Source organism: Leifsonia sp. NPDC077715, assembly GCF_040686855.1.
In the GTDB taxonomy this organism is placed as follows: domain Bacteria; phylum Actinomycetota; class Actinomycetes; order Actinomycetales; family Microbacteriaceae; genus Leifsonia.
Map to the genome: position 1 here is coordinate 434,945 of NZ_JBFBOG010000003.1, position 17,913 is coordinate 452,857.

20 protein-coding genes, 2 tRNA genes and 1 riboswitch are annotated in these 17,913 nt (G+C 71.0%); of the genes, 13 read left to right on the forward strand and 9 right to left on the reverse strand.

Annotated features, from left to right (window positions below; all coding sequences use genetic code 11):
- Position 1 precedes the first annotated feature (1 nt).
- Positions 2 to 1,006, reverse strand: coding sequence for an aldo/keto reductase family protein (locus tag AB0P25_RS15880; protein ID WP_363808589.1), 1,005 nt, complete (start codon positions 1,004 to 1,006; stop codon positions 2 to 4).
- Positions 1,007 to 1,074: 68 nt separating this feature from the next.
- On the opposite strand from AB0P25_RS15880, the gene AB0P25_RS15885 reads away from it, so the two are divergent.
- The 7 genes from AB0P25_RS15885 to AB0P25_RS15915 all read left to right on the forward strand — a co-directional run bounded on the left by AB0P25_RS15885 (position 1,075) and on the right by AB0P25_RS15915 (position 6,700).
- Entirely contained in the window at positions 1,075 to 2,349 is a 1,275-nt protein-coding gene (locus tag AB0P25_RS15885) for a DNA polymerase IV (protein ID WP_363808591.1), read from the forward strand.
- A 43-nt stretch (positions 2,350 to 2,392) separates the two neighbouring features.
- On the forward strand, positions 2,393 to 2,719 hold the full coding sequence (locus AB0P25_RS15890) for a spore germination protein GerW family protein (RefSeq protein WP_363808592.1): 327 nt from the start codon (positions 2,393 to 2,395) through the stop codon (positions 2,717 to 2,719).
- Between the two features lie 24 nt (positions 2,720 to 2,743).
- Positions 2,744 to 2,854, forward strand: a riboswitch (TPP riboswitch).
- 35 nt (positions 2,855 to 2,889) lie between these two features.
- On the forward strand, positions 2,890 to 3,513 hold the full coding sequence (locus tag AB0P25_RS15895) for an ECF transporter S component (protein WP_363808593.1): 624 nt from the start codon (positions 2,890 to 2,892) through the stop codon (positions 3,511 to 3,513).
- 5 nt (positions 3,514 to 3,518) lie between these two features.
- Entirely contained in the window at positions 3,519 to 5,030 is a 1,512-nt protein-coding gene (locus AB0P25_RS15900) for an ABC transporter ATP-binding protein (RefSeq protein WP_363808594.1), read from the forward strand.
- Complete coding sequence (locus AB0P25_RS15905) at positions 5,027 to 5,806, forward strand: energy-coupling factor transporter transmembrane component T (RefSeq protein ID WP_363808596.1); 780 nt, start codon at positions 5,027 to 5,029, stop codon at positions 5,804 to 5,806. The genes AB0P25_RS15900 and AB0P25_RS15905 overlap by 4 nt, the downstream gene beginning before the upstream one ends.
- On the forward strand, positions 5,790 to 6,425 hold the full coding sequence (locus AB0P25_RS15910; RefSeq protein ID WP_363808597.1) for an ATP-binding protein: 636 nt from the start codon (positions 5,790 to 5,792) through the stop codon (positions 6,423 to 6,425). Before AB0P25_RS15905 ends, AB0P25_RS15910 begins: the two co-directional genes overlap by 17 nt.
- The gene (locus AB0P25_RS15915) at positions 6,422 to 6,700 is read left to right on the forward strand and encodes a hypothetical protein (RefSeq protein WP_363808599.1); all 279 of its coding nucleotides are present in this window, start codon (positions 6,422 to 6,424) and stop codon (positions 6,698 to 6,700) included. The genes AB0P25_RS15910 and AB0P25_RS15915 overlap by 4 nt, the downstream gene beginning before the upstream one ends.
- 28 nt (positions 6,701 to 6,728) lie before the next feature.
- On the opposite strand, the gene AB0P25_RS15920 is transcribed toward AB0P25_RS15915, so the two are convergent.
- From AB0P25_RS15920 to AB0P25_RS15935, 4 genes are all read right to left on the reverse strand, one after another.
- Positions 6,729 to 7,010: a metallopeptidase family protein gene (locus AB0P25_RS15920; RefSeq protein ID WP_363809324.1), complete on the reverse strand. Its 282-nt coding sequence runs from the start codon at positions 7,008 to 7,010 to the stop codon at positions 6,729 to 6,731.
- A gap of 79 nt (positions 7,011 to 7,089) precedes the next feature.
- Positions 7,090 to 8,142, reverse strand: coding sequence for a hypothetical protein (locus tag AB0P25_RS15925; protein WP_363808600.1), 1,053 nt, complete (start codon positions 8,140 to 8,142; stop codon positions 7,090 to 7,092).
- 53 nt (positions 8,143 to 8,195) lie between these two features.
- Positions 8,196 to 8,987: a hypothetical protein gene (locus AB0P25_RS15930; RefSeq protein WP_363808601.1), complete on the reverse strand. Its 792-nt coding sequence runs from the start codon at positions 8,985 to 8,987 to the stop codon at positions 8,196 to 8,198.
- 341 nt (positions 8,988 to 9,328) lie between these two features.
- On the reverse strand, positions 9,329 to 10,597 hold the full coding sequence (locus AB0P25_RS15935; RefSeq protein WP_363808602.1) for an MFS transporter: 1,269 nt from the start codon (positions 10,595 to 10,597) through the stop codon (positions 9,329 to 9,331).
- A 74-nt stretch (positions 10,598 to 10,671) separates the two neighbouring features.
- Between AB0P25_RS15935 and AB0P25_RS15940 the strand changes: the two genes are divergently transcribed.
- Positions 10,672 to 11,226, forward strand: a complete 555-nt coding sequence (locus AB0P25_RS15940; RefSeq protein ID WP_363808603.1) for a winged helix-turn-helix domain-containing protein — start codon at positions 10,672 to 10,674, stop codon at positions 11,224 to 11,226.
- 1 nt (position 11,227) lies between these two features.
- Here AB0P25_RS15940 and AB0P25_RS15945 read toward each other — a convergent pair whose 3' ends face one another.
- Positions 11,228 to 11,530: a thioredoxin family protein gene (locus tag AB0P25_RS15945; RefSeq protein ID WP_363808605.1), complete on the reverse strand. Its 303-nt coding sequence runs from the start codon at positions 11,528 to 11,530 to the stop codon at positions 11,228 to 11,230.
- A gap of 96 nt (positions 11,531 to 11,626) precedes the next feature.
- Between AB0P25_RS15945 and AB0P25_RS15950 the strand changes: the two genes are divergently transcribed.
- The 3 genes from AB0P25_RS15950 to AB0P25_RS15960 all read left to right on the forward strand — a co-directional run bounded on the left by AB0P25_RS15950 (position 11,627) and on the right by AB0P25_RS15960 (position 13,170).
- The gene (locus AB0P25_RS15950; RefSeq protein ID WP_363808606.1) at positions 11,627 to 12,424 is read left to right on the forward strand and encodes an SGNH/GDSL hydrolase family protein; all 798 of its coding nucleotides are present in this window, start codon (positions 11,627 to 11,629) and stop codon (positions 12,422 to 12,424) included.
- Between the two features lie 10 nt (positions 12,425 to 12,434).
- Positions 12,435 to 13,058: an oligoribonuclease gene (gene orn, locus AB0P25_RS15955; protein ID WP_363808608.1), complete on the forward strand. Its 624-nt coding sequence runs from the start codon at positions 12,435 to 12,437 to the stop codon at positions 13,056 to 13,058.
- A 36-nt stretch (positions 13,059 to 13,094) separates the two neighbouring features.
- A tRNA-His gene (locus AB0P25_RS15960) sits at positions 13,095 to 13,170 on the forward strand.
- 123 nt (positions 13,171 to 13,293) lie between these two features.
- Here AB0P25_RS15960 and AB0P25_RS15965 read toward each other — a convergent pair.
- A tRNA-Arg gene (locus AB0P25_RS15965) sits at positions 13,294 to 13,369 on the reverse strand.
- A gap of 18 nt (positions 13,370 to 13,387) precedes the next feature.
- Positions 13,388 to 14,692 (reverse strand): MFS transporter, encoded by a 1,305-nt coding sequence (locus tag AB0P25_RS15970; protein ID WP_363808610.1) that lies wholly within the window; start codon positions 14,690 to 14,692, stop codon positions 13,388 to 13,390.
- A gap of 163 nt (positions 14,693 to 14,855) precedes the next feature.
- On the opposite strand from AB0P25_RS15970, the gene AB0P25_RS15975 reads away from it, so the two are divergent.
- Entirely contained in the window at positions 14,856 to 15,710 is an 855-nt protein-coding gene (locus AB0P25_RS15975) for a LysR substrate-binding domain-containing protein (RefSeq protein ID WP_064108805.1), read from the forward strand.
- A 1-nt stretch (position 15,711) separates the two neighbouring features.
- On the opposite strand, the gene AB0P25_RS15980 is transcribed toward AB0P25_RS15975, so the two are convergent.
- Entirely contained in the window at positions 15,712 to 16,929 is a 1,218-nt protein-coding gene (locus AB0P25_RS15980) for a cation:proton antiporter (protein ID WP_363808611.1), read from the reverse strand.
- A 79-nt stretch (positions 16,930 to 17,008) separates the two neighbouring features.
- Here AB0P25_RS15980 and nadE point away from each other — a divergent pair, with 79 nt between their 5' ends.
- Positions 17,009 to 17,848, forward strand: coding sequence for an ammonia-dependent NAD(+) synthetase (gene nadE / locus AB0P25_RS15985; RefSeq protein WP_363808612.1), 840 nt, complete (start codon positions 17,009 to 17,011; stop codon positions 17,846 to 17,848).
- The last annotated feature ends 65 nt before the right edge of the window (positions 17,849 to 17,913 follow it).

The following is a 17,913-nucleotide window of genomic DNA, read 5'->3' on the forward strand; positions in this document are numbered from 1 at the left end:
GTTACGCGGGGCGCTTGGCGGGGGAGACGGTGAGGGCGGGGTCCGTTTCCGCGACGTCCCCGACGGCCTCGTCGATGCGCGCGAGCACATCGCCGGAGAGGCGGATGCCCGCGGCCTCGGCGTTCGACTTCACCTGCTCGGGACGGGACGCGCCCACGATCGCGCCGGCGACGTTCGGGTTCTGCAGCACCCACGCGACGGCCAGCTGCGCCATGGTGATGCCGAGCTCGTCCGCGATCGGCTGCAGGCGCTGCACGGCGGTGAGCACGTCATCCTTCATGAAGCTCTGGATGGCGCCCGCGCCGCCCTTCTCGTCGGTGGCACGGCTGCCCTCGGGCAGCGGCGCGCCCGGCTTGTACTTGCCGGTCAGCACGCCCTGCGCCACCGGCGACCAGACGATCTGCGAGATGCCCAGCTCGGCCGACGTCGGCACGACCTTCTTCTCGATCACGCGCCACAGCATCGAGTACTGCGGCTGGTTCGAGATGAGCTGGATGCCCAGGTCCTTCGCCAGCGCGTGTCCGGCGCGCAGCTGGTCGGCCGTCCACTCGCTGACGCCGATGTACAGCGCCTTGCCCTGGCGGACCACGTCGGCGAACGCCTGCATGGTCTCCTCCAGCGGCGTCTCGGAGTCGTAGCGGTGCGCCTGGTAGAGGTCGACGTAGTCGGTGCCGAGACGCTGCAGCGAGCCGTCGATCGACTCGAGGATGTGCTTGCGCGACAGCCCGACGTCGTTGTGGCCCTTCGGCCCGGTGGGCCAGTAGACCTTGGTGAAGATCTCGAGAGACTGGCGGCGCTCGCTCGCGAGGGCGTCGCCGAGGACCTGCTCCGCGACCGTGTTCGCGTAGGCGTCCGCGGTGTCGAAGGTGGTGATGCCGGCGTCGAGCGCCGCGCGCACCGACTGGGTGGCGGTGTCGTTCTCGACCTGTGAGCCGTGGGTGAGCCAGTTGCCGTAGATGATCTCGGAGATCTTGAGTCCGCTGTTGCCGAGGTACCTGAATTCCATGGCTTCACCGTATCCCGATCCGGCGACGCGCCGGGGTCGCTGTCGGCGGCAGATGAGAAGCTGGAGGGGTGGGACGAGCGGACGGCAGTGAGCGGCAGGTGAGCGCGTCCGACGTCGACGACTCGGAGGCCGGCATCCTGCACGTCGACATGGACGCGTTCTTCGCATCCGTCGAGCTGCTGGAGCGCCCGGATGCCCGCGGCAAGCCCGCCATCGTGGGGCACGCGGGCGGCCGGGGCGTCGTCACGAGTGCGACCTACGAGGCCCGCCGCTACGGTGTGCGGAGTGCGATGCCGATGTCGCAGGCGCTGCGGTTGTGCCCGAACGCGATCATCCTGCCGCCGCACTACGACCGCTACACCGAGTACTCGCGCAAGGTGATGGACATCTTCCACGAGGTGACGCCGCTGGTGGAGCCGCTGAGCATCGACGAGGCGTTCCTCGACGTGTCGGGGAGCAGGCGGCTGCTCGGCTCTCCGCGGCGAATCGCCGAGCTCATCCGCTCCCGCGTGCTCGAAGAGACGGGCCTGACCTGCTCGGTCGGCGTCGCGGCCACGAAGTTCATGGCCAAACTGGCCTCGGGACGCGCGAAGCCGGACGGCCTGCTCGTCATCCCGAAGGCCGAGACGCTGAGCTTCCTGCGTCCGCTTCCCGTCGGAGCGCTATGGGGCGTCGGCGCCAGCACCCAGGCGTCGCTGGAGCGCATGGGGCTGCTCACCGTCGCCGACCTCGCGGACGCGCCGCTGCATGTCCTCCAGAAGGCCGTCGGCGATGCGAGCGGGCGCCGCCTGCACGACCTCGCCAACGGCCGGGACCCGCGCCGGGTGATCACGGAGTCGCGCGAGAAGAGCATCGGCCACGAGAACACCTTCGGCACCGACGTCGGCGACCTCGACACCCTGCGTCGCGAGTTCCTGCGGCTCTCCGGCCGGGTCGGGGAGCGCCTGCGCAAGCACGGGATGGTGGCCCGCACGGTCGCGATCAAGGTCCGCTTCTCCGACTTCCGCACCATCACGCGCTCCCGTACGCTCGCCGAGCCCACGAACGTCGGCCGCCGGCTGTTCGAGGAGGCGTGGGATGTGTTCGACGCCCTCGGCCTCGACGTCCGGCAGACGCCGCTGCGCCTGATCGGGGTGCGCGCGGAGCAGCTGCTCGACGCGGGCGGCGACGCCCTCGCGCTGTGGGACCCGGACGAGGAGTGGCGCGAGACCGAGCGCACGCTGGACGCGGTGAGCGCCCGTTTCGGCCGCGGCATGATCGGCCCGGCGTCGCTCGTGCGCCGCTCCAAGGACGCCGACGACGAGGAGCGCGACGGACGCAACCCGAAGTACGTCAGCGACTGATCCGAGCCTGTTGCCGCCGCGCCGCGAGCGCTAGCGTGGCCGCATGACGAACTTCTCGCTGAAACTCGCCGAGACCGTGACCGGTTCCGGCATCAAGTCGGTCTACGGCGAGCCCGTCGTCGTCGACGGGACGACCCTCGTGCCGGTCGCGGCCGTGCAGTTCGGCTTCGGCGCCGGCGGTGCGGGCGACGAGAACGCGCCGGGCGGTGCGGGAGGCGGCGGCATCGCCATCCCCTTCGGCGCCTACGTCTCGGATGAGCTGGGGCTGCGCTTCCGCCCGAACCTGATCACGCTGGTGGTCGTCGCGATCCCGTTCGTGTTCGTGACCGGCTTCGCCTGGTCGCGCGTCATCCGCGCACTGAAGAAGTAGAACCGGCTCGACCGGGCTACACTGGGTCCCGAACACGGGAGTCCGGTGAGCCGGGCTGAGAGGAGACTTCTCCAAGTCTCGACCGTCGAACCTGATCTGGGTCATGCCAGCGCAGGGAGGCCATCTCAACATCCCGTGCCCTGTTCCATTCGACTGAAAGGGCACGAACAGTGCACGCAACTCTTCTCTCCACGGGCGCACGCCCGCGTACCTTCCGCTGGCGGGTCGTCGACATCGTCGTCGCCAGCGTCGTGGCCGTCGCCTCCGGCGTCGTCTTCTGGGTCTGGGGCATCGTCCAGAACCCGATCTCGGGCCCGGTCGGCGCCGTCCTTCCCGGCTTCCAGGGCATCCTGAACGGGCCGTGGCTCTTCGCCGGCGTGCTGGTCGCCCTCATCGTGCGCAAGCCCGGCGCCGCGCTCTACGGCGAGCTGGTCGCGGCGGTCGTCTCGGCGCTTATCGGGACGCAGTGGGGCTTCGCCACCCTGCTCTCCGGTGTCGTGCAGGGGCTGGGCGCCGAGATCGTCTTCGCCCTGTTCCTCTACGCGAACTGGCGTCTGGTGCCTGCGGTGCTCGCCGGTGCGGGCGCGGGGCTCGCCGAGTCGATCCTCGACCTCCTCTACTGGTACCCGGGCTCGAAGGCCGGGTTCGCCATCACGTACACCATCACGACGACGATCTCCGGTGCCGTCATCGCCGGTCTGGGCTCGTGGCTGCTGGTCCGAGCGCTCGCCAAGACGGGAGCGCTGAGCCGCTTCGCCGCGGGCCGCGAGGCACGGAAGGCCGTCCGAGTCTGACGAACGTGATCACGGGACAGCCGGCCCCGGTCGCCGTTCGGGTCGACGGCTGGGGCTGGCGCTACTCCGGGCGCAACGCCTGGGCGGCGCGCGGGATCGACCTGTCCATCGAGCCGGGCGAGCGCGTGCTGCTGCTCGGCGCGTCCGGCGCGGGCAAGAGCACGCTGCTGGCCGGGCTGGCCGGGGTGCTCGGCGGCGACGACGACGGGGAGTCGGAGGGCGCCCTCGCGGTCGGCGGCCGGTCTCCGGCCGAGGCGCGCGGGACGGCCGGGCTGCTGCTGCAGGACCCGGACGCGCAGGTCATCCTCGCCCGGGTCGGCGACGACGTCGCCTTCGCGGGCGAGAACCTGGGCGTGCCCCGGGAGGAGCTGTGGGGGCGCGTGCGTCATGCTCTCGACGCTGTCGGTCTCGACATGCCACTCGACCGGCCGACGGCGCAGCTCTCGGGCGGGCAGAAGCAGCGGCTGGCGTTGGCCGGCCTGCTCGCGATGCGCCCCGGCCTGCTGCTGCTGGACGAACCGACCGCGAACCTCGACCCCGACGGGGTGCTGGAGGTGCGGGATGCGGTGCGCGCCGCCCTGGACGTCACCGGCGCAACGCTCGTGGTCGTGGAGCACCGCGTGGCGGTCTGGCGCGACCTGGTGACGCGGGTCGTGGTGCTCGGCGCAGACGGTGGAGTGCTGGCCGACGGCGACCCGGACGCCGTGCTGAGGGACGCCGCGGGGGAGCTGCGTCGGGCCGGCGTCTGGCTGCCCGGCGCCCCCGTCCCGGACGCGCCGGTCGTGGCGGAGAGCGCCCCCCTGCTGAGCGCGCGCTCGCTGACGTTCGGCCGCGGACCCGCGGTGACACGGGGGAGCCGCCGAGGTCGTGCGCGCGCGAGTGCGTCGGCGGTCGCCGTCGGCCATCCCGTCGATGTGGACCTGCGCGAAGGGTCGGCGCTCGCCCTCACCGGGCGCAACGGCGCGGGCAAGTCGACGCTCGCGCTGACGCTCGGGGGGCTGCTGCCGCCCGTCGCCGGCTCATTGACCGCAGAGCCCGCCCTCGCCGCCGGCGCCGCTCCCGACCCGTCCGCCTGGCGGTCGCGCGAGCTGCTGACCCGGATCGGGAGCGTCTTCCAGAATCCGGAGCACCAGTTCATCGCGTCGACGGTCCGCGAGGAGCTGGCCGCCGGCCCGCGCGCCCTTCGGCTGCCGGAGTCCGACGTGGCGTCGCGCGTGGACGAACTGCTCGCCCGCCTCGCGCTCGACGCGGTCGCCGAGGCGAACCCGTTCACCCTGTCCGGCGGGCAGAAGCGCAGGCTCTCGGTCGGGACCGCTCTCGCCACGCGCCCGCGCCTGCTGGTGCTCGACGAGCCGACGTTCGGGCAGGATGCGCGCACCTGGGAGGGACTGGTCGCGCTGCTGGCGGAGCTCCGCGCCGACGGCCACGCCGTGGTCGCCGCGACGCACGACGCGGAGTTCGTGGCCGCGGTGGGTGCGTCGTCCCTCCGGCTGGATGCGGCGGAGGTCGTCGCATGACGCTCGTCCAGCCGGTGCGGACCGGTCCGCTCGCCACGCTGAACCCGGTGGCGAAGCTGGGCGCCGCCCTCATCGTGACGCTCGCGCTGCTGCTCTCCATCGACCCCGTCTCGGCGGGGGTGGCGCTCGGGCTGGAGTTGGTGCTCCTGCTGTTCTCGGGGCTGTCGCTGCGCACGATCGTCACGCGCACGGCCCCGGTCTGGGTCGCAGCGCCGCTCGCCGGGCTCACCACCCTGCTCTACGGTCAGACCTCCGGCACGGTCTACGTGCAGTGGTGGGCGGTCGAGATCAGCGAGGGGTCGATCGGGCTGGCCTGGGCGACCGCCCTGCGGGTGCTGGCGATCGGCATCCCGGCCGTGCTGCTGTTCGTCACCATCGACCCGACCGACCTCGCCGACGGGCTCGGTCAGCTGCTGCGGCTTCCTGCCCGATTCGTGATCGGCGCCCTGGCCGGGCTGCGGCTGATCGGGCTGTTCGCGGAGGACTGGCGCGCGCTGACCCTCGCGCGCCGCGCCCGCGGGGTGGCCGAGTCGGGTGCGCTCCGCCGCTTCGCCGGTCAGGCCTTCGCGCTCTTCGTGCTGTCGCTCCGGCGCGGGACGAAGCTGGCCACGGCGATGGAGGCGCGCGGCTTCGGCGCGCCCACGCGGCGGACCTGGGCACGCCCCTCCGTCTTCCGCGCCCGTGACTGGGCGACCCTCGCCGTCGCCCTCCTCGTGGCCGTCCTCGCCATCGTCGCCGCCCTCCTCCTCGGAACGTGGAATGCCCCCTTCAGCTGAATTCCTCGAGGGCGGGGCGGCCCTGGACGCGCTCGAGGCAGCGGTGGTCGTCGCGGTCGCAGCCGCCGAAGACGCTGGACGCATCCCGGTCATCCTGATCGACGGGCCCAGCGGGGCAGGTAAGAGCTCGCTCGCCGACCGGCTGCTCGCGCGGTGGCCCGCGGACGGCGTCCCGCGACTGGTGCGGATGGACGACCTCTATCCCGGATGGGACGGCCTCGACCACGGCAGCGTCGCGCTGGGCCGGGACCTCCTCGAACCGCTGCGCACCACCGGCCGCGGCACCTGGCAGCGCTGGGACTGGGAGCACCACCGGCCCGCCGAACTGCACGCGGTCACCGGACGCGACCCGCTGGTGGTCGAGGGATGCGGAACCCTCTCCCGGGAGAACGCCTCCTTCGCCGACCTCGCCGTCTGGCTGCACGCCGACGACGCGTTGCGGAAGCGACGCGCGCTGGCCCGGGACGGCGAGACCTTCGCCGTGGAGTGGGACCGCTGGCAGGCGCAGTTCGATCGCTTCGTGGAGCGCGAGCATCCGCTCCACCAGGCCGCCCTGGTCCTCGACGTGACGGGTGCGGGCCTCGCGGAACCCCGCCCAGGGACTACGGTGGAGGCATGACCGACGCACGACAGGACCCCGAATACATCGTCGAGTACACCGACGGCCCGCTCGTAGGGCAGACCGACCGCCGCTTCCTGGTGGACGGCAAGGTGGACGAGCGCATCGGCGTGATCGCCGCCGTCGAGGGCCTCGAGTCCACGTTCTGGTACGTGGCCGGCGAGCAGCGCCACTCGGGCGACGAGCTTCTGGTGGAGTATCACTTCGACCAGCCCGACTCCGACCCGGTGGAGGCCGACAAGGAGGACGAGTCGATCTTCGGCTTCGGCGCCTGAAGCTGGTCGCCCCTCACCGCCCGACGGCTCACGCCCAGCCGAGCTCGTGGAGCCGGTCGTCGTCGATGCCGTAGTAGTGCGCGATCTCGTGCACGAGCGTGATGTGGATCTCGTCGCGCAGCTCGTCCTCGTCCGCGCTGATCGCCAGCAGCGGCTCCCGGTACAGGATGATGCGGTCCGGCATCTCGCCGAATCCGTACGTGTCGCGTTCCGTGAGGGCGACGCCGTCGTAGAGGCCGAGGAGGTCGAGCGATCCGTCCTCCGGGCGGTCCTCGACGACGAACACGACGTTGTCGAGCCCGTCGACCATCTCGTCCGGCAGCTGGTCGAGCTCATCGGTGACCAGCGCCTCGAATGCCTCCGGGCCGAGGGACAGGCTCACCGCCGGCTCACCAGGCCTCGGCGACGGCCGCGTGCAGGTCGAGCAGGGGAGCGGTCCGCTCGCTCGGTCCGCGACCGAAGCCGCACTCCGTTCCCACGCCGAACGCCGTGACCGCGGTCGCGGCGGCCGCCGCTCGGCGCTGCGCCCCCTCCACGCCGTCCTCATGGTGGATGAGCCCGAGATACAGCTCCGTGCCCTCCGGCACCGCGACCGACGCGAGCGGCGCGAAGTACGCGGCGTCGTCGCGCTCGATCGGCACCGGCAGATGGACCCAGGTCACCGGGCGCGGAGCCTGCGACAGGATGCCGCCGAGCACGTTCGCGAGGTGGCCGGCGTCCGTCGGCTGCACGAAGTGCTGCTCCTCGACGTCGCCGTAGCAGAGGTGGTACCCGACCTGCACGTCGGCGGGGACGGCCGCGGCCTGCCGGGACGCGCGCTCGAGCACGCCGGCGAGAACGTCGTCGCCGAACCAGGACGGCATCCGGCCTTCGAGCAGGGCGAATTCGACGGCGGTGTCCCACTGGATCGCGAGGTCGTCGTGCGGGATGCCGTCCAGGATGCGCTGCAGCTCTCCGAACAGCGCCCGCTCGTAGGCGGACTCGAGGGCCGCGCGGTCCTCCGGGACGACGAACGGGCCGATGACGCCGGCGGGCGTCGGCAGCAAGACCTGCAAGCGCGTGCCCGGGGCGATGGCACCCTCGTCGCGCAGCCGCCGGAACGTCTCGTAGGAGGCGAGGGCCGCGTCGGCGTAGCCGAGGTCGGGGAAGACCAGCTCGTCGGCGGAGACGCCGTCGTCGAGCCGGAACGGCCGCCCGTCGAACACTCCGCGCAGGAGGTGCGGCTCGCCGGGGATGCGCGAGAGACCGCGCACCTCATCCAGCCGCTTGGTCTGGAACTGCACCCAGTAGAAGCGCTCACCGACCTCGCCATCAGGGATTCGGCGCAGCTGCGGCCCGAGGTGGGAGCTGACGGTGCGGAGCACGGCCTCGGCGTCCGGCAGGTTGACGCTGCCGACGAGGTGCGCGCCGCGGATGGCGGGGGAGGCGGTGGGATCGGTCACCCGCGCGAGTCTACCGGCGGGGCGGGGTGGCCCCGCCGGTAGACGTCAGCGGATCAATACCAGTTGAAGGACTCCGAGTGGCCCCAGGCGCCGCACGGCGTGCCGTACCCGCGGGAGATGTAGTCGAGGCCCCACTTGATCTGCGTGGTGGCGTTGCTCGCCCAGTCGCTGCCGAACGAGGCCATCTTGCTGCCAGGCAGCGCCTGCGGGATGCCCGTGGCACCGCTGCCGGAGTTGGAGGCCTGATAGTTCCAGCCGGACTCGCGCTGCCAGAGCTTGTCGAGGCAGCTGAACTGGTCGGCACCCCAGCCGTACTGGCTGGCGGCGAGACTCGCGGCGGTCGCCTTGGCGCCGTCCACGGTGTTGGCGTTGGCCTGAGCGGCGGCTGCGGCGGCAGCGGCAGCGGCGGCCGCGGCGGCGACCTGGCGGTCGTGCTCGGCGCCGGCTACGGCCAGCGCGTTGGACGCGATCTGCGTCTTGCCGATCGAGTCGATGAGCTTGTCATCGTTCAGCTTCGTGAAGTTGCTGAGACCGGCGATCGCGGCCTTGGCGGCGGACGCATCCACCTTCGTCTCGTTGGCGGCGACGGTGCTCTGGGCGCCGTCGAGTGTGGTGTTGGCCTCGCGCTCGAGGCGGTCGCGGACGATGGAGCCGTACACGCCGAGCTGCTCGTGACGCATCCCGGTGGATGCGCTGAGCTCGCGGGTCTCGCGCTCGCTGGCCTGCTGCTGGGCGACCGCGGGCGCGATCAGGCTGGCGCTCATGATCAGGGCGGCTGCGCCGGTGACGATGCGCGTGAAGGGGACGGGGCTGTTCTTGACGGTCTTGCGAAGAGTGCTGAGCATTGTGTTCCTGGATCGGGCTTCCCCGTCTGCGCACGAACGCCGTCACGGCGCGTGCGGGACCGCCGTTCGTTTCGGGGGCGGTCCAGCGGGCTGGCTGCCGCGCACATGCGCAGAAGCGCCTCGTGGACCCGTGGTCCGGAAGGCGCGGCATGCGGCGCGGGTGTGCCGGGCGTGGGAAGACCGGAGCATCCAGGAGCGGGCGCGGGGGCGCCTCAGGGTTGGGGGTGGGGGCTGGATGCCGTCAGCGCGGCACGGACGGCATATCCGTTGCCGTCATGAGAAGACCCTAGGCGCCGTTTCTGGACGGATGGGGCATGGATCCTGGCAAAGTCGTGTACGCGTCACCGATCTGCGGCGCTCTCGGCGGCCGTCTCCGCCGCCTCCTGCGTCTCGATCTCGGTCTCCGCCGCGTCCATCCGCCGATCCGTGATCCAGAACATCGGGATGAGCTGCAGGAGCACGAGCGCGCCCATGATGAGGAACACCCATTGCACGCCGAACAGCTGCCCGAGGAGGCCGCCGACCGCGGCGCCCAGCGGCATCGTCCCCCAGGCGAGGAGGCGGTAGGCGCTGTTCAACCGGCCCAGCAGCCGGGTGGGGGTGATCCGCTGACGCAGGGACACGGTGATGACGTTCCAGATGGACACGGTGATGCCGCCCAGCAGCATCCCGGCGCCGATGATGAACGGGTTCGCAGTGAATCCCGGCGTCGCGACGGTCAGGAGGGACCCGACGATCGTCAGAGCCAGCGCGCGCGAGCGCCCGAGCAGGCGTTCGGCGGGCTCGGCGAGGAAGGTGCCGAGGACGCTGCCGATCGCGGAGAAGGTGAGCAGGAGCCCGTACGCGGGGTCCGAGAGCTTCATGACGGAGTTGGGGCCCGCGGCGTAGAGCACGAACACCGTGAACACGGCCGAGCTCGCGAAGTTGAAGACGCCCACCATGATCGCGAGCGTGCGCAGCAGCGTGCTGCGGCCCAGGAAGCGCAGCCCTTCCGCGATGTCCGCGCGGATGGTCGTCGACCCCGTCCGCTCGGCCGTGAAGCGGCCCCGGACGAGCAGCAGCACGCCGATCGCGGCCACCCAGAGCAGGGCCGGCGTGCCGAAGGCGAAGCCCACGCCGATCGCCACCAGGAAGCCGCCGAGCGGCGGCCCGACGAACTCGTTCGCGGTGATCTCCGCGGCGTAGAGCCGGCCGTTCGCCCGCGACAGGCGGTCGCGCGGCACGAGCTGGGGGAGGATCGACTGCGATGACGTGTCGTAGATCGTCTCGGCGATCCCGATGCAGAGCGCGGCGACGTACAGCAGCCAGATCGACCCGCCGCCGAGAACCGTCACGACCGTGAGGCAGGCGAGGAACAGTGCCCGCGCACTGTTCGCGACGAGCATGAGCCGGCGGCGGTCGATCCGGTCCGCGAGGGCGCCGGCGGTGAGGGCGAACAGCAGCCAGGGGAGGGTGAACGCGAAGCCGAGCCCGGCGATCACGGCGGGGGAGTCGGTGTAGCGGATGGCGACGAGGGGCAAGGCGACCTTCATCGCGCCGTCGGCCAGGTTCGAGAGGCCGGCCGAGGTCCACAGCTTCCAGTAGCGCGCTCCGAGGCCGTTGGTGCTCATGGACCCAGCCTGGCACGTCGATTGGGAAAACTCAATCGCATGGAAGAATCCCAATCAGCAGGTACGATGAGGCCATGAGCGAGGAGAGCCGGCCGGATCCGGACGCCAAGCGCCGGCCCGCGACGCCACAGGAGCTGAAGGCGATGTCCCACCCGTTGCGGGTGCGCATCCTGCGCCTGTGCGGCGACGGAGAACTGACGAACAAGCAGCTCGCCGACCGGCTGGAAGTGGACGCGGGCACCGTGTACTACCACGTGCGCCAGCTCGTCGACGCGGGCTTCCTGGAGCCGGCCGCGGTGCGGACGGGGGAGTCCGGAGCTCTGGAGAAGCCGTACCGCTCGACCGGCAAGAGCTGGTGGCTGTCCGCGCCGCTGGAAGACCTCGACCTCGCGCACGGCCTCGCCCCCGTCGAGGCGTTCCAGCAGGAGCTCGCCGAGGCCGGGCCTGCGTCCATCGCGACCTACGCGCGGTTCTCCCTGCATCTGTCCCCGGAGGACCTGGCGGAGCTCGACCGGCGGATCGTCGCGGTGCTCGACGAGTACGTCGAGACCGACGCGGAACGGTCGCACCTGCCAGCGCACGGCGGGATCTTCCTGCTGCACCGCGCGGCGGGGGCGGTAGACCAATAACTCAGAGCGCCTTCGCCGCCGCCGCCAGCACCTGCGCGAGCGTCGGCACACCCTCCGCGCGGAACACCTCGGACCCGTCGGCGCCCATGACGATCACCGTCGGCGTCGAGCGGATGCCGTCGCGCTCCGCCTCCTGGAGGTTGCGCGCCACATCCCGCTCGGTCACCCGGATGCGTGGCGTGAGTCGCGAGGCCTCCGCGAGCACCGCGCGCGTCTGCATGCACGGCTCGCAGAAGGCCGAGGTGTAGAGCGTGAGCTGCGCGTCCCGGGTGTCCGCCGGGTCAACGGCCGGTGTCGTATCCACCCCGTCAGTGTACGTCCGGCGAAATCGCGGCGACGATCGCGCGGAACCTGCCGTCGGCGCACCCGTCGCGCACCCCGGCCGGTCGATGATCGGACCGTGAGCCGAACGACCTTCACGCGCTACGTCGCCCTCGGAGACTCGCTCACCGAGGGCCTGTGCGACAGCGCGCCCGGGCAGCCGGACGCGTTCCTCGGCTGGGCGGACCGCTTGGCCGGCATCCTGGACGGCGACGCTCGGCTCTCCGGCGCCACCGTGGAGTTCGCCAACCTCGCCGTCCGCGGCCGCCGCATCGCGGACGTGGTGGATGCGCAGATCCCGCACGCGCTCGAGCTCGGACCCGACCTCGTCTCGGTCATGGTCGGCGGGAGCGACCTGATGAGCCCCGCCGCCGACCCGGACGCGCTGGCCGTCAGACTGGAGTCCGGCATCCGGTCGCTGCGCGCGTCCGGGGCGACCGTGCTGCTGGCGAACATCTTCGACCCGCAGTTCGCGTTCTTCCTCAAGCCGTTCCGGGGGCGTGCGGCCGTGTTCAACGCCAACATCTGGAGCATCGCCCGCGACCAGCGCGCGATCGTGCTGGACGTGTGGGGCGTGCGGGAGTTCCGCGACCCGGCGATGTGGGCGTCCGACCGCGTCCACCTCAGCACCCGGGGCCACCGGCTGCTCGCCGCCCAGGCCGCTCATGCTCTCGGCGTGCCGTTCGCGCAGATCGGCGGCCCGGAGGCGTCCGCGCCGCCGGACGACCCGCCTGCGCCACCCGACGCGGTGCCGCTCCGCACCTGGTTGCGGGTGTACGCGATCCCGTGGGTCGCCCGCCGCCTGCGGCACGTGTCGACGGGCGATGGACGCGGGCCGAAGCTCCCCGTGCCGAGGACCGTCGGAGGCCCGCACTAGACTCGCTGGTATGGCTACCTCCTCGGATCGACTGGTCTGGATCGACTGCGAGATGACCGGCCTCGACCTCGAGGTCGACGAGCTCGTCGAGATCGCGGTGGTGATCACCGACTTCGAGCTGAACGTGCTCGACCCAGGTCTCAGCATCGTCATCAAGCCCGACGACTCGGCGCTCGAGCACATGGGCGACTTCGTGCGGCAGATGCACACCACCTCCGGGCTGATCGAAGAGATCCCCGACGGCAAGAGCCTCGCCGAGGCCGAGTACGAGGTGCTGGAGTACGTCCTGAAGTTCGCGCCGACCGCGCGCACCGCTCCGCTCGCCGGCAACACGATCGGCACCGACCGCATGTTCCTCGCGAAGTACATGCCGCGGCTCGACAACCACCTGCACTACCGGAACGTCGACGTGTCCTCGATCAAGGAGCTGGCCCGCCGCTGGTTCCCCCGCATCTACTTCAACGCCCCCGAGAAGAACGGCGGCCACCGCGCCCTCGCCGACATCCTCGAGTCGATCCGCGAGCTCGACTACTACCGCTCCGCCGCGTTCGTCGCGCCCCCCGGCCCGACGACCGAGGACGTGCAGGCGGTGGCGACCGGCGTCGTGGAAAAATGGGCTCCCCGGATGTACTAGAATCGACGAGTTGCCTCGCCCGCCGCGGGGCACATGGTGGGTATAGCTCAGTTGGTAGAGCGCCTGGTTGTGGTCCAGGAGGTCGCGGGTTCAAGCCCCGTTACTCACCCCAGACGAAAGGCCCGGCTCCTGATGGAGTCGGGCCTTTCTCGTCGCTCCACCGCGGTCATTCGTGCCGAATGTGCGTCATCGCGGCGCCATAACGTACATTCGGCACGAATCTGCGGGGTGGGATTGGTGCCCCCGGCAGGAATCGAACCTGCGACCAAGAGATTAGAAGGCTCCTGCTCTATCCGCTGAGCTACGGGGGCGTCGCCTCCACGATACCGTCAGAGCGTCGCGCCGCTCTTCCCCGCGCGGTTGACGATCGCGATCACCGGCCGCCGGCCGCGCAGGCCGAACCGCAGCCGCAGGCTCGCCTGCCGCGCGATCAGCACCGCGATGACGGCCGCGGCCGCCGCCGGCACGAGCCCCGAGACTGCCATCGCGATGTGCGGGCCGACCTGCTCCACGATCCACCCCATCAGCGGTCCGCCGAGGGCCTGGCCACCGAGGAGCACCAGGATGTACAGCGAGATCACACGCCCGCGGATCTGCACGTTCGACGACATCTGGACGAGCGAGTTCGCGGCGGTGATGAACAGCAGGTTCCCCACGCCCACGCCGATCAGCAGCATCCCGAACGCCACCTCGCCGGGCGCGAAGCCGGCCAGCGCCTGCACGATCCCGAGCGCGGCGGCGGTGCCCACGACCATCGACAGGCGCACGCTGGTCCGGCGGGTGGAGGCGAGAGCGCCGGTCAGCGCGCCCGCCGCGACGAGCGCGTTGAACAGCCCGTAACCCTGCGCGCCGACGTGGAAGATGTCGTTGGCGTACGCGGCGAGGAACACCGGCATGTTGAACGCGAACACCGCGATCACCGCGACCATGACGACCGTCCAGAAGATCACCGGCTTGCTGCGCACGTAGCGCATCCCCTCGACGAGCTGTCCCTTCCGGCGGGGAGCGGCGGGGGAGGAGTGCAACTCGGAGCGCTTCAGCGTGGCGACGGCGAACACCACGGCGAGGCAGGCGATCGCGTTGATCGCGAACGACCAGCCGCCGCCGACCGCCGTGATGAGCACGCCTCCGAGCGCCGGACCGATGAGTCCACCGAGCTGGAAGATGGACGAGTTGAGGCTGATCGCGTTGCGCAGGTACGTCGGGCCGACCAGCTCGTTCACGAAGACCTGGCGTGCCGGGTTGTCCACCACGGTCACCAGTCCCAGCGCGAAGGAGATCGCGTAGACGTGCCAGACCTCGATGCCGCCGGTGAGCGTCAGCACGGCGAGGAGCGCGGCGAGCCCGGCCGCACACGACTGGGTGATCACCAGAAGTGTCTGCTTGGAGTAGCGGTCGGCGATGACGCCGCCCCATAGCCCGAGGATCAGCATCGGGGTGAACTGCATGAACACCGTGACGCCGACCGCGGCGACGCTCCCCGAGAGCTGCAGCACCAGCCAGTCCATGGCGATGCGCTGCATCCACACGGCGGTGTTGGCGACGAGGTTGCTCGCGGCGAAACGGCGGTAGTTCGGCACCCGCAGGGAGACGAACGTCTCGCGCCACGGCGGCTTGGCGGAGAGGACCGGCATGGGTCCGGTGGGCGGGGCCGCTGCGGTGGAGTGCGCCACTGTGGTGTTACCTCGATGTCGTCGCTGGTTTCGTATGAAGTCTCGCTTCGAGATTACGCATCCGAGGCTATTCTTGTTCCCGATAACGGCTATAACTCCCATTGGCTTTTCGAATGGATGCGGAATGTTCGACCCGGTGCTCCTCCAGACGTTCCTCGCGGTCGCCGACACGCGCAGCTTCACGAAGGCGGCGGCACGGCTGGGGATCAGCCAGCCGACCGTCAGCCAGCACATCCGGAAGCTGGAGCAGTCCGCCAAGCGGCAGCTGATCGCACGCGACACCCGCGAGGTGCGGCTCACCGACAACGGGGATGCGATGGCCGGGTTCGCGCGCACCATCCTCGCCGCGCTGGCGGAGGCCGACAGCTACTTCAGCGGCTCGGCGATGCGCGGGCGTCTGCGGTTCGGCGCCGCCGACGATCTCGCGATCACGACGCTGCCCCGCATCCTGCGCCACTTCCGGCAGCAGAACCCGCAGATCAACCTGGAGCTGACCGTCGACCAGTCGGCTCCGCTGCACCGCAAGCTCAAGGCCGGCCACCTGGACCTCATCTTCATCAAGCAGACGCCCGGCACCACCGAGGGCGCGGTGGTCGCGACCGACGAACTGGTGTGGATGGGGCAGGAGAAGACCATCCTCGACCCCGACGGCCCGGTGCCGCTCATCGCCTACCAGGGCCCGAGCATCAGCCGGCAGGCCGCGATCGACGCGCTGGAGGCGGCGGGACGCACGTGGCGGATCACCTGCAACACCCGCGAGGTGAACGGCGTGCTCGCCGCCGTTCGCGCGGGCATCGGCGTGGCGGTGTTCCCGCGTTCGCTCATTCCGACCGACCTCATCAAGGTGACGAACCGGTTCGGGCTGCCGGAACTCGGCCACGTGGACTTCACGCTGCTGTCGAACCCGTCCGCCGCGCGCGAGCCCGTGGAAGCGCTGACGACCGCCATCCTCGCCCGCGCCGTCAGCCGGGTCGCGTAGCTCAGCCCTCGATCGGGATCGAGTCGGGGTCCGCCGGGCGGATGCCTCCGTCGGGGCTCCGGCGCCGCATGGTGAGCGCGACGAGCGGGAAGATCAGCACGGACAGCATCCCGGCCCCTACCAGCGCCGTCGCGGTGCCGGCCGGGATTTCGTGGTCGCGCACGCCGATCTGCGTCACGGCGACGATGATCGGCAGCCCGGTCGCCGCGAACAGGGTGAGCGAGGCGCGGTCGCGGGGCGGCGAGCCGGGCGGGGCGGAGAACGAGGCCGGGATGCCGCGCACGACGATCAGCAGCACCAGGAAGATCGGCAGCAGGAGGAGCGCGCGCGGATCGCCGAGCAGCGCCTTCAGGTCGAAGCCGATCCCGGTGTTGATGAAGAAGATCGGCACCACGACGCCGAACGCGACCGCCTCCAGCTTGCTCTCGATCTGGTGCGCATCCGCCGGTTCCGCGCCGGCCAGCAGGATGCGGATCAGCACGCCGGCGGCGAACGCGCCGAGCAACATGTCGAGGCCTAGGGCGATGCTCAGGCCGACCAGTGCGGCGATGATCAGGACCACGAACCGCACCGCGAACTGTCCACTGGTGTGGAGGGTCGCGCGCACCAGGGCGTGGAAGCCCCGGTGGCCGCCGCGCGACGCGAACCAGATGGCTCCGCCCGCGATGACGGCGAAGCCGATCAGCACTAGCGCGGCGGCGAGCGGCCGGCGCCCGCTGAGGAAGAGGGATATCGCGAGCAGCGGACCGAACTCGCCGACGGCTCCGACGGCGGTCACCGCGCGGCCGAACGGCGTCCGCAGCTCGCCCGCATCCCGCAGCACCGGCATGAGCGTGCCGAGCGCCGTCGACGTCAGCGCGATGCCGACATAGACGCCGCGGACCGCATCCCCGGCGATCAGCGCCGCGAACAAGACGCCCGCGGCGAGCGAGACGACCCACAGCAGCGACGCCTTCCGCAGACGTCGCGCGCCGATGGCCGCGAAGTCGATCTCGTTGCCCGCCATGAAGAAGAGGAACGCGAGACCGAAGTTCGCCAATGCGGTCAGCTCATCGGTCTCGTGCACCCAGCCGAGAACGCTGGGGCCGATGATCAGCCCGAGCACGATCTCGAAGACCACCAGCGGGATCTTCACCCAGCGTCCGATCGCCGTGGTCAGGAGGGCCGCCGCGACGGCGATCAGCGGGACGAGCACGACGCTCGTGACAGCGGGGTCCATGGGCGCATGCTAGCGACGGGACCGGGCTGCCGGGCAGACCGTTCACACGGGCGAAATCCGCCGGGGATAGTGTGTCGTCATGCGTGAACAACAGGCGAGAATCATCGAGGATCTGCACGTTCGTCCGGAGGTCGACCCGGCGACGGAGATCGAGCGTCGCGTCGGCTTCCTCGTCGACTACGTGCGCACCACCGGCGCGAAGGGCTTCGTGCTGGGGATCAGCGGCGGCCAGGACTCCACGCTCGCGGGCCGGCTCACGCAGCTGGCCGTCGAGCGGCTTGCGGACGAGGGCACCGAGGCGGACTTCATCGCCGTGCGGCTGCCCTACGCCGTGCAACGCGACGAGGAGGACGCGCAGCTCGCGCTGTCCTTCATCCAGCCGAAGCGCCAGGTGGTCTTCAACATCCAGCGCGGCACCGACGGCGTCGAGGACGAGTACGCCGACGCGCTCGGCGAGCCGATGACCGACTTCGTGAAGGGCAACGTCAAGGCGCGCATCCGCATGGTCGCCCAGTACGCGATCGCCGGGCAGGGCGCCTATCTGGTGGTGGGCACCGACCACGCCGCCGAGGCGGTGACCGGCTTCTTCACGAAGTACGGCGACGGCGGCACCGACATCCTGCCGTTGAGCGGGCTCACCAAGCGTCAGGGCAAGCAGCTGCTGCGGCACCTGGACGCGCCTGCGCGGCTCTACGAGAAGGCGCCGACGGCCGACCTCCTCGATCTGAACCCCGGACAGACCGACGAGGACAACCTCGGGCTCACCTACGAGGAGATCGACGACTATCTGGAGGGCAAGGACGTCGCGGACGAGGTCGCGGAGGCGCTGGAGCAGCGCTACCGGGCGACCGAGCACAAGCGGCAGCCCCCGGCGAGCATGTTCGACTCCTGGTGGAACGAGGGGTCGTACAGCCGCTGAGCGGACTGCTCCACGAACGACGAAGGGCGCCGGCGTGATGCCGGCGCCCTTCGCGTTCGGGTGGA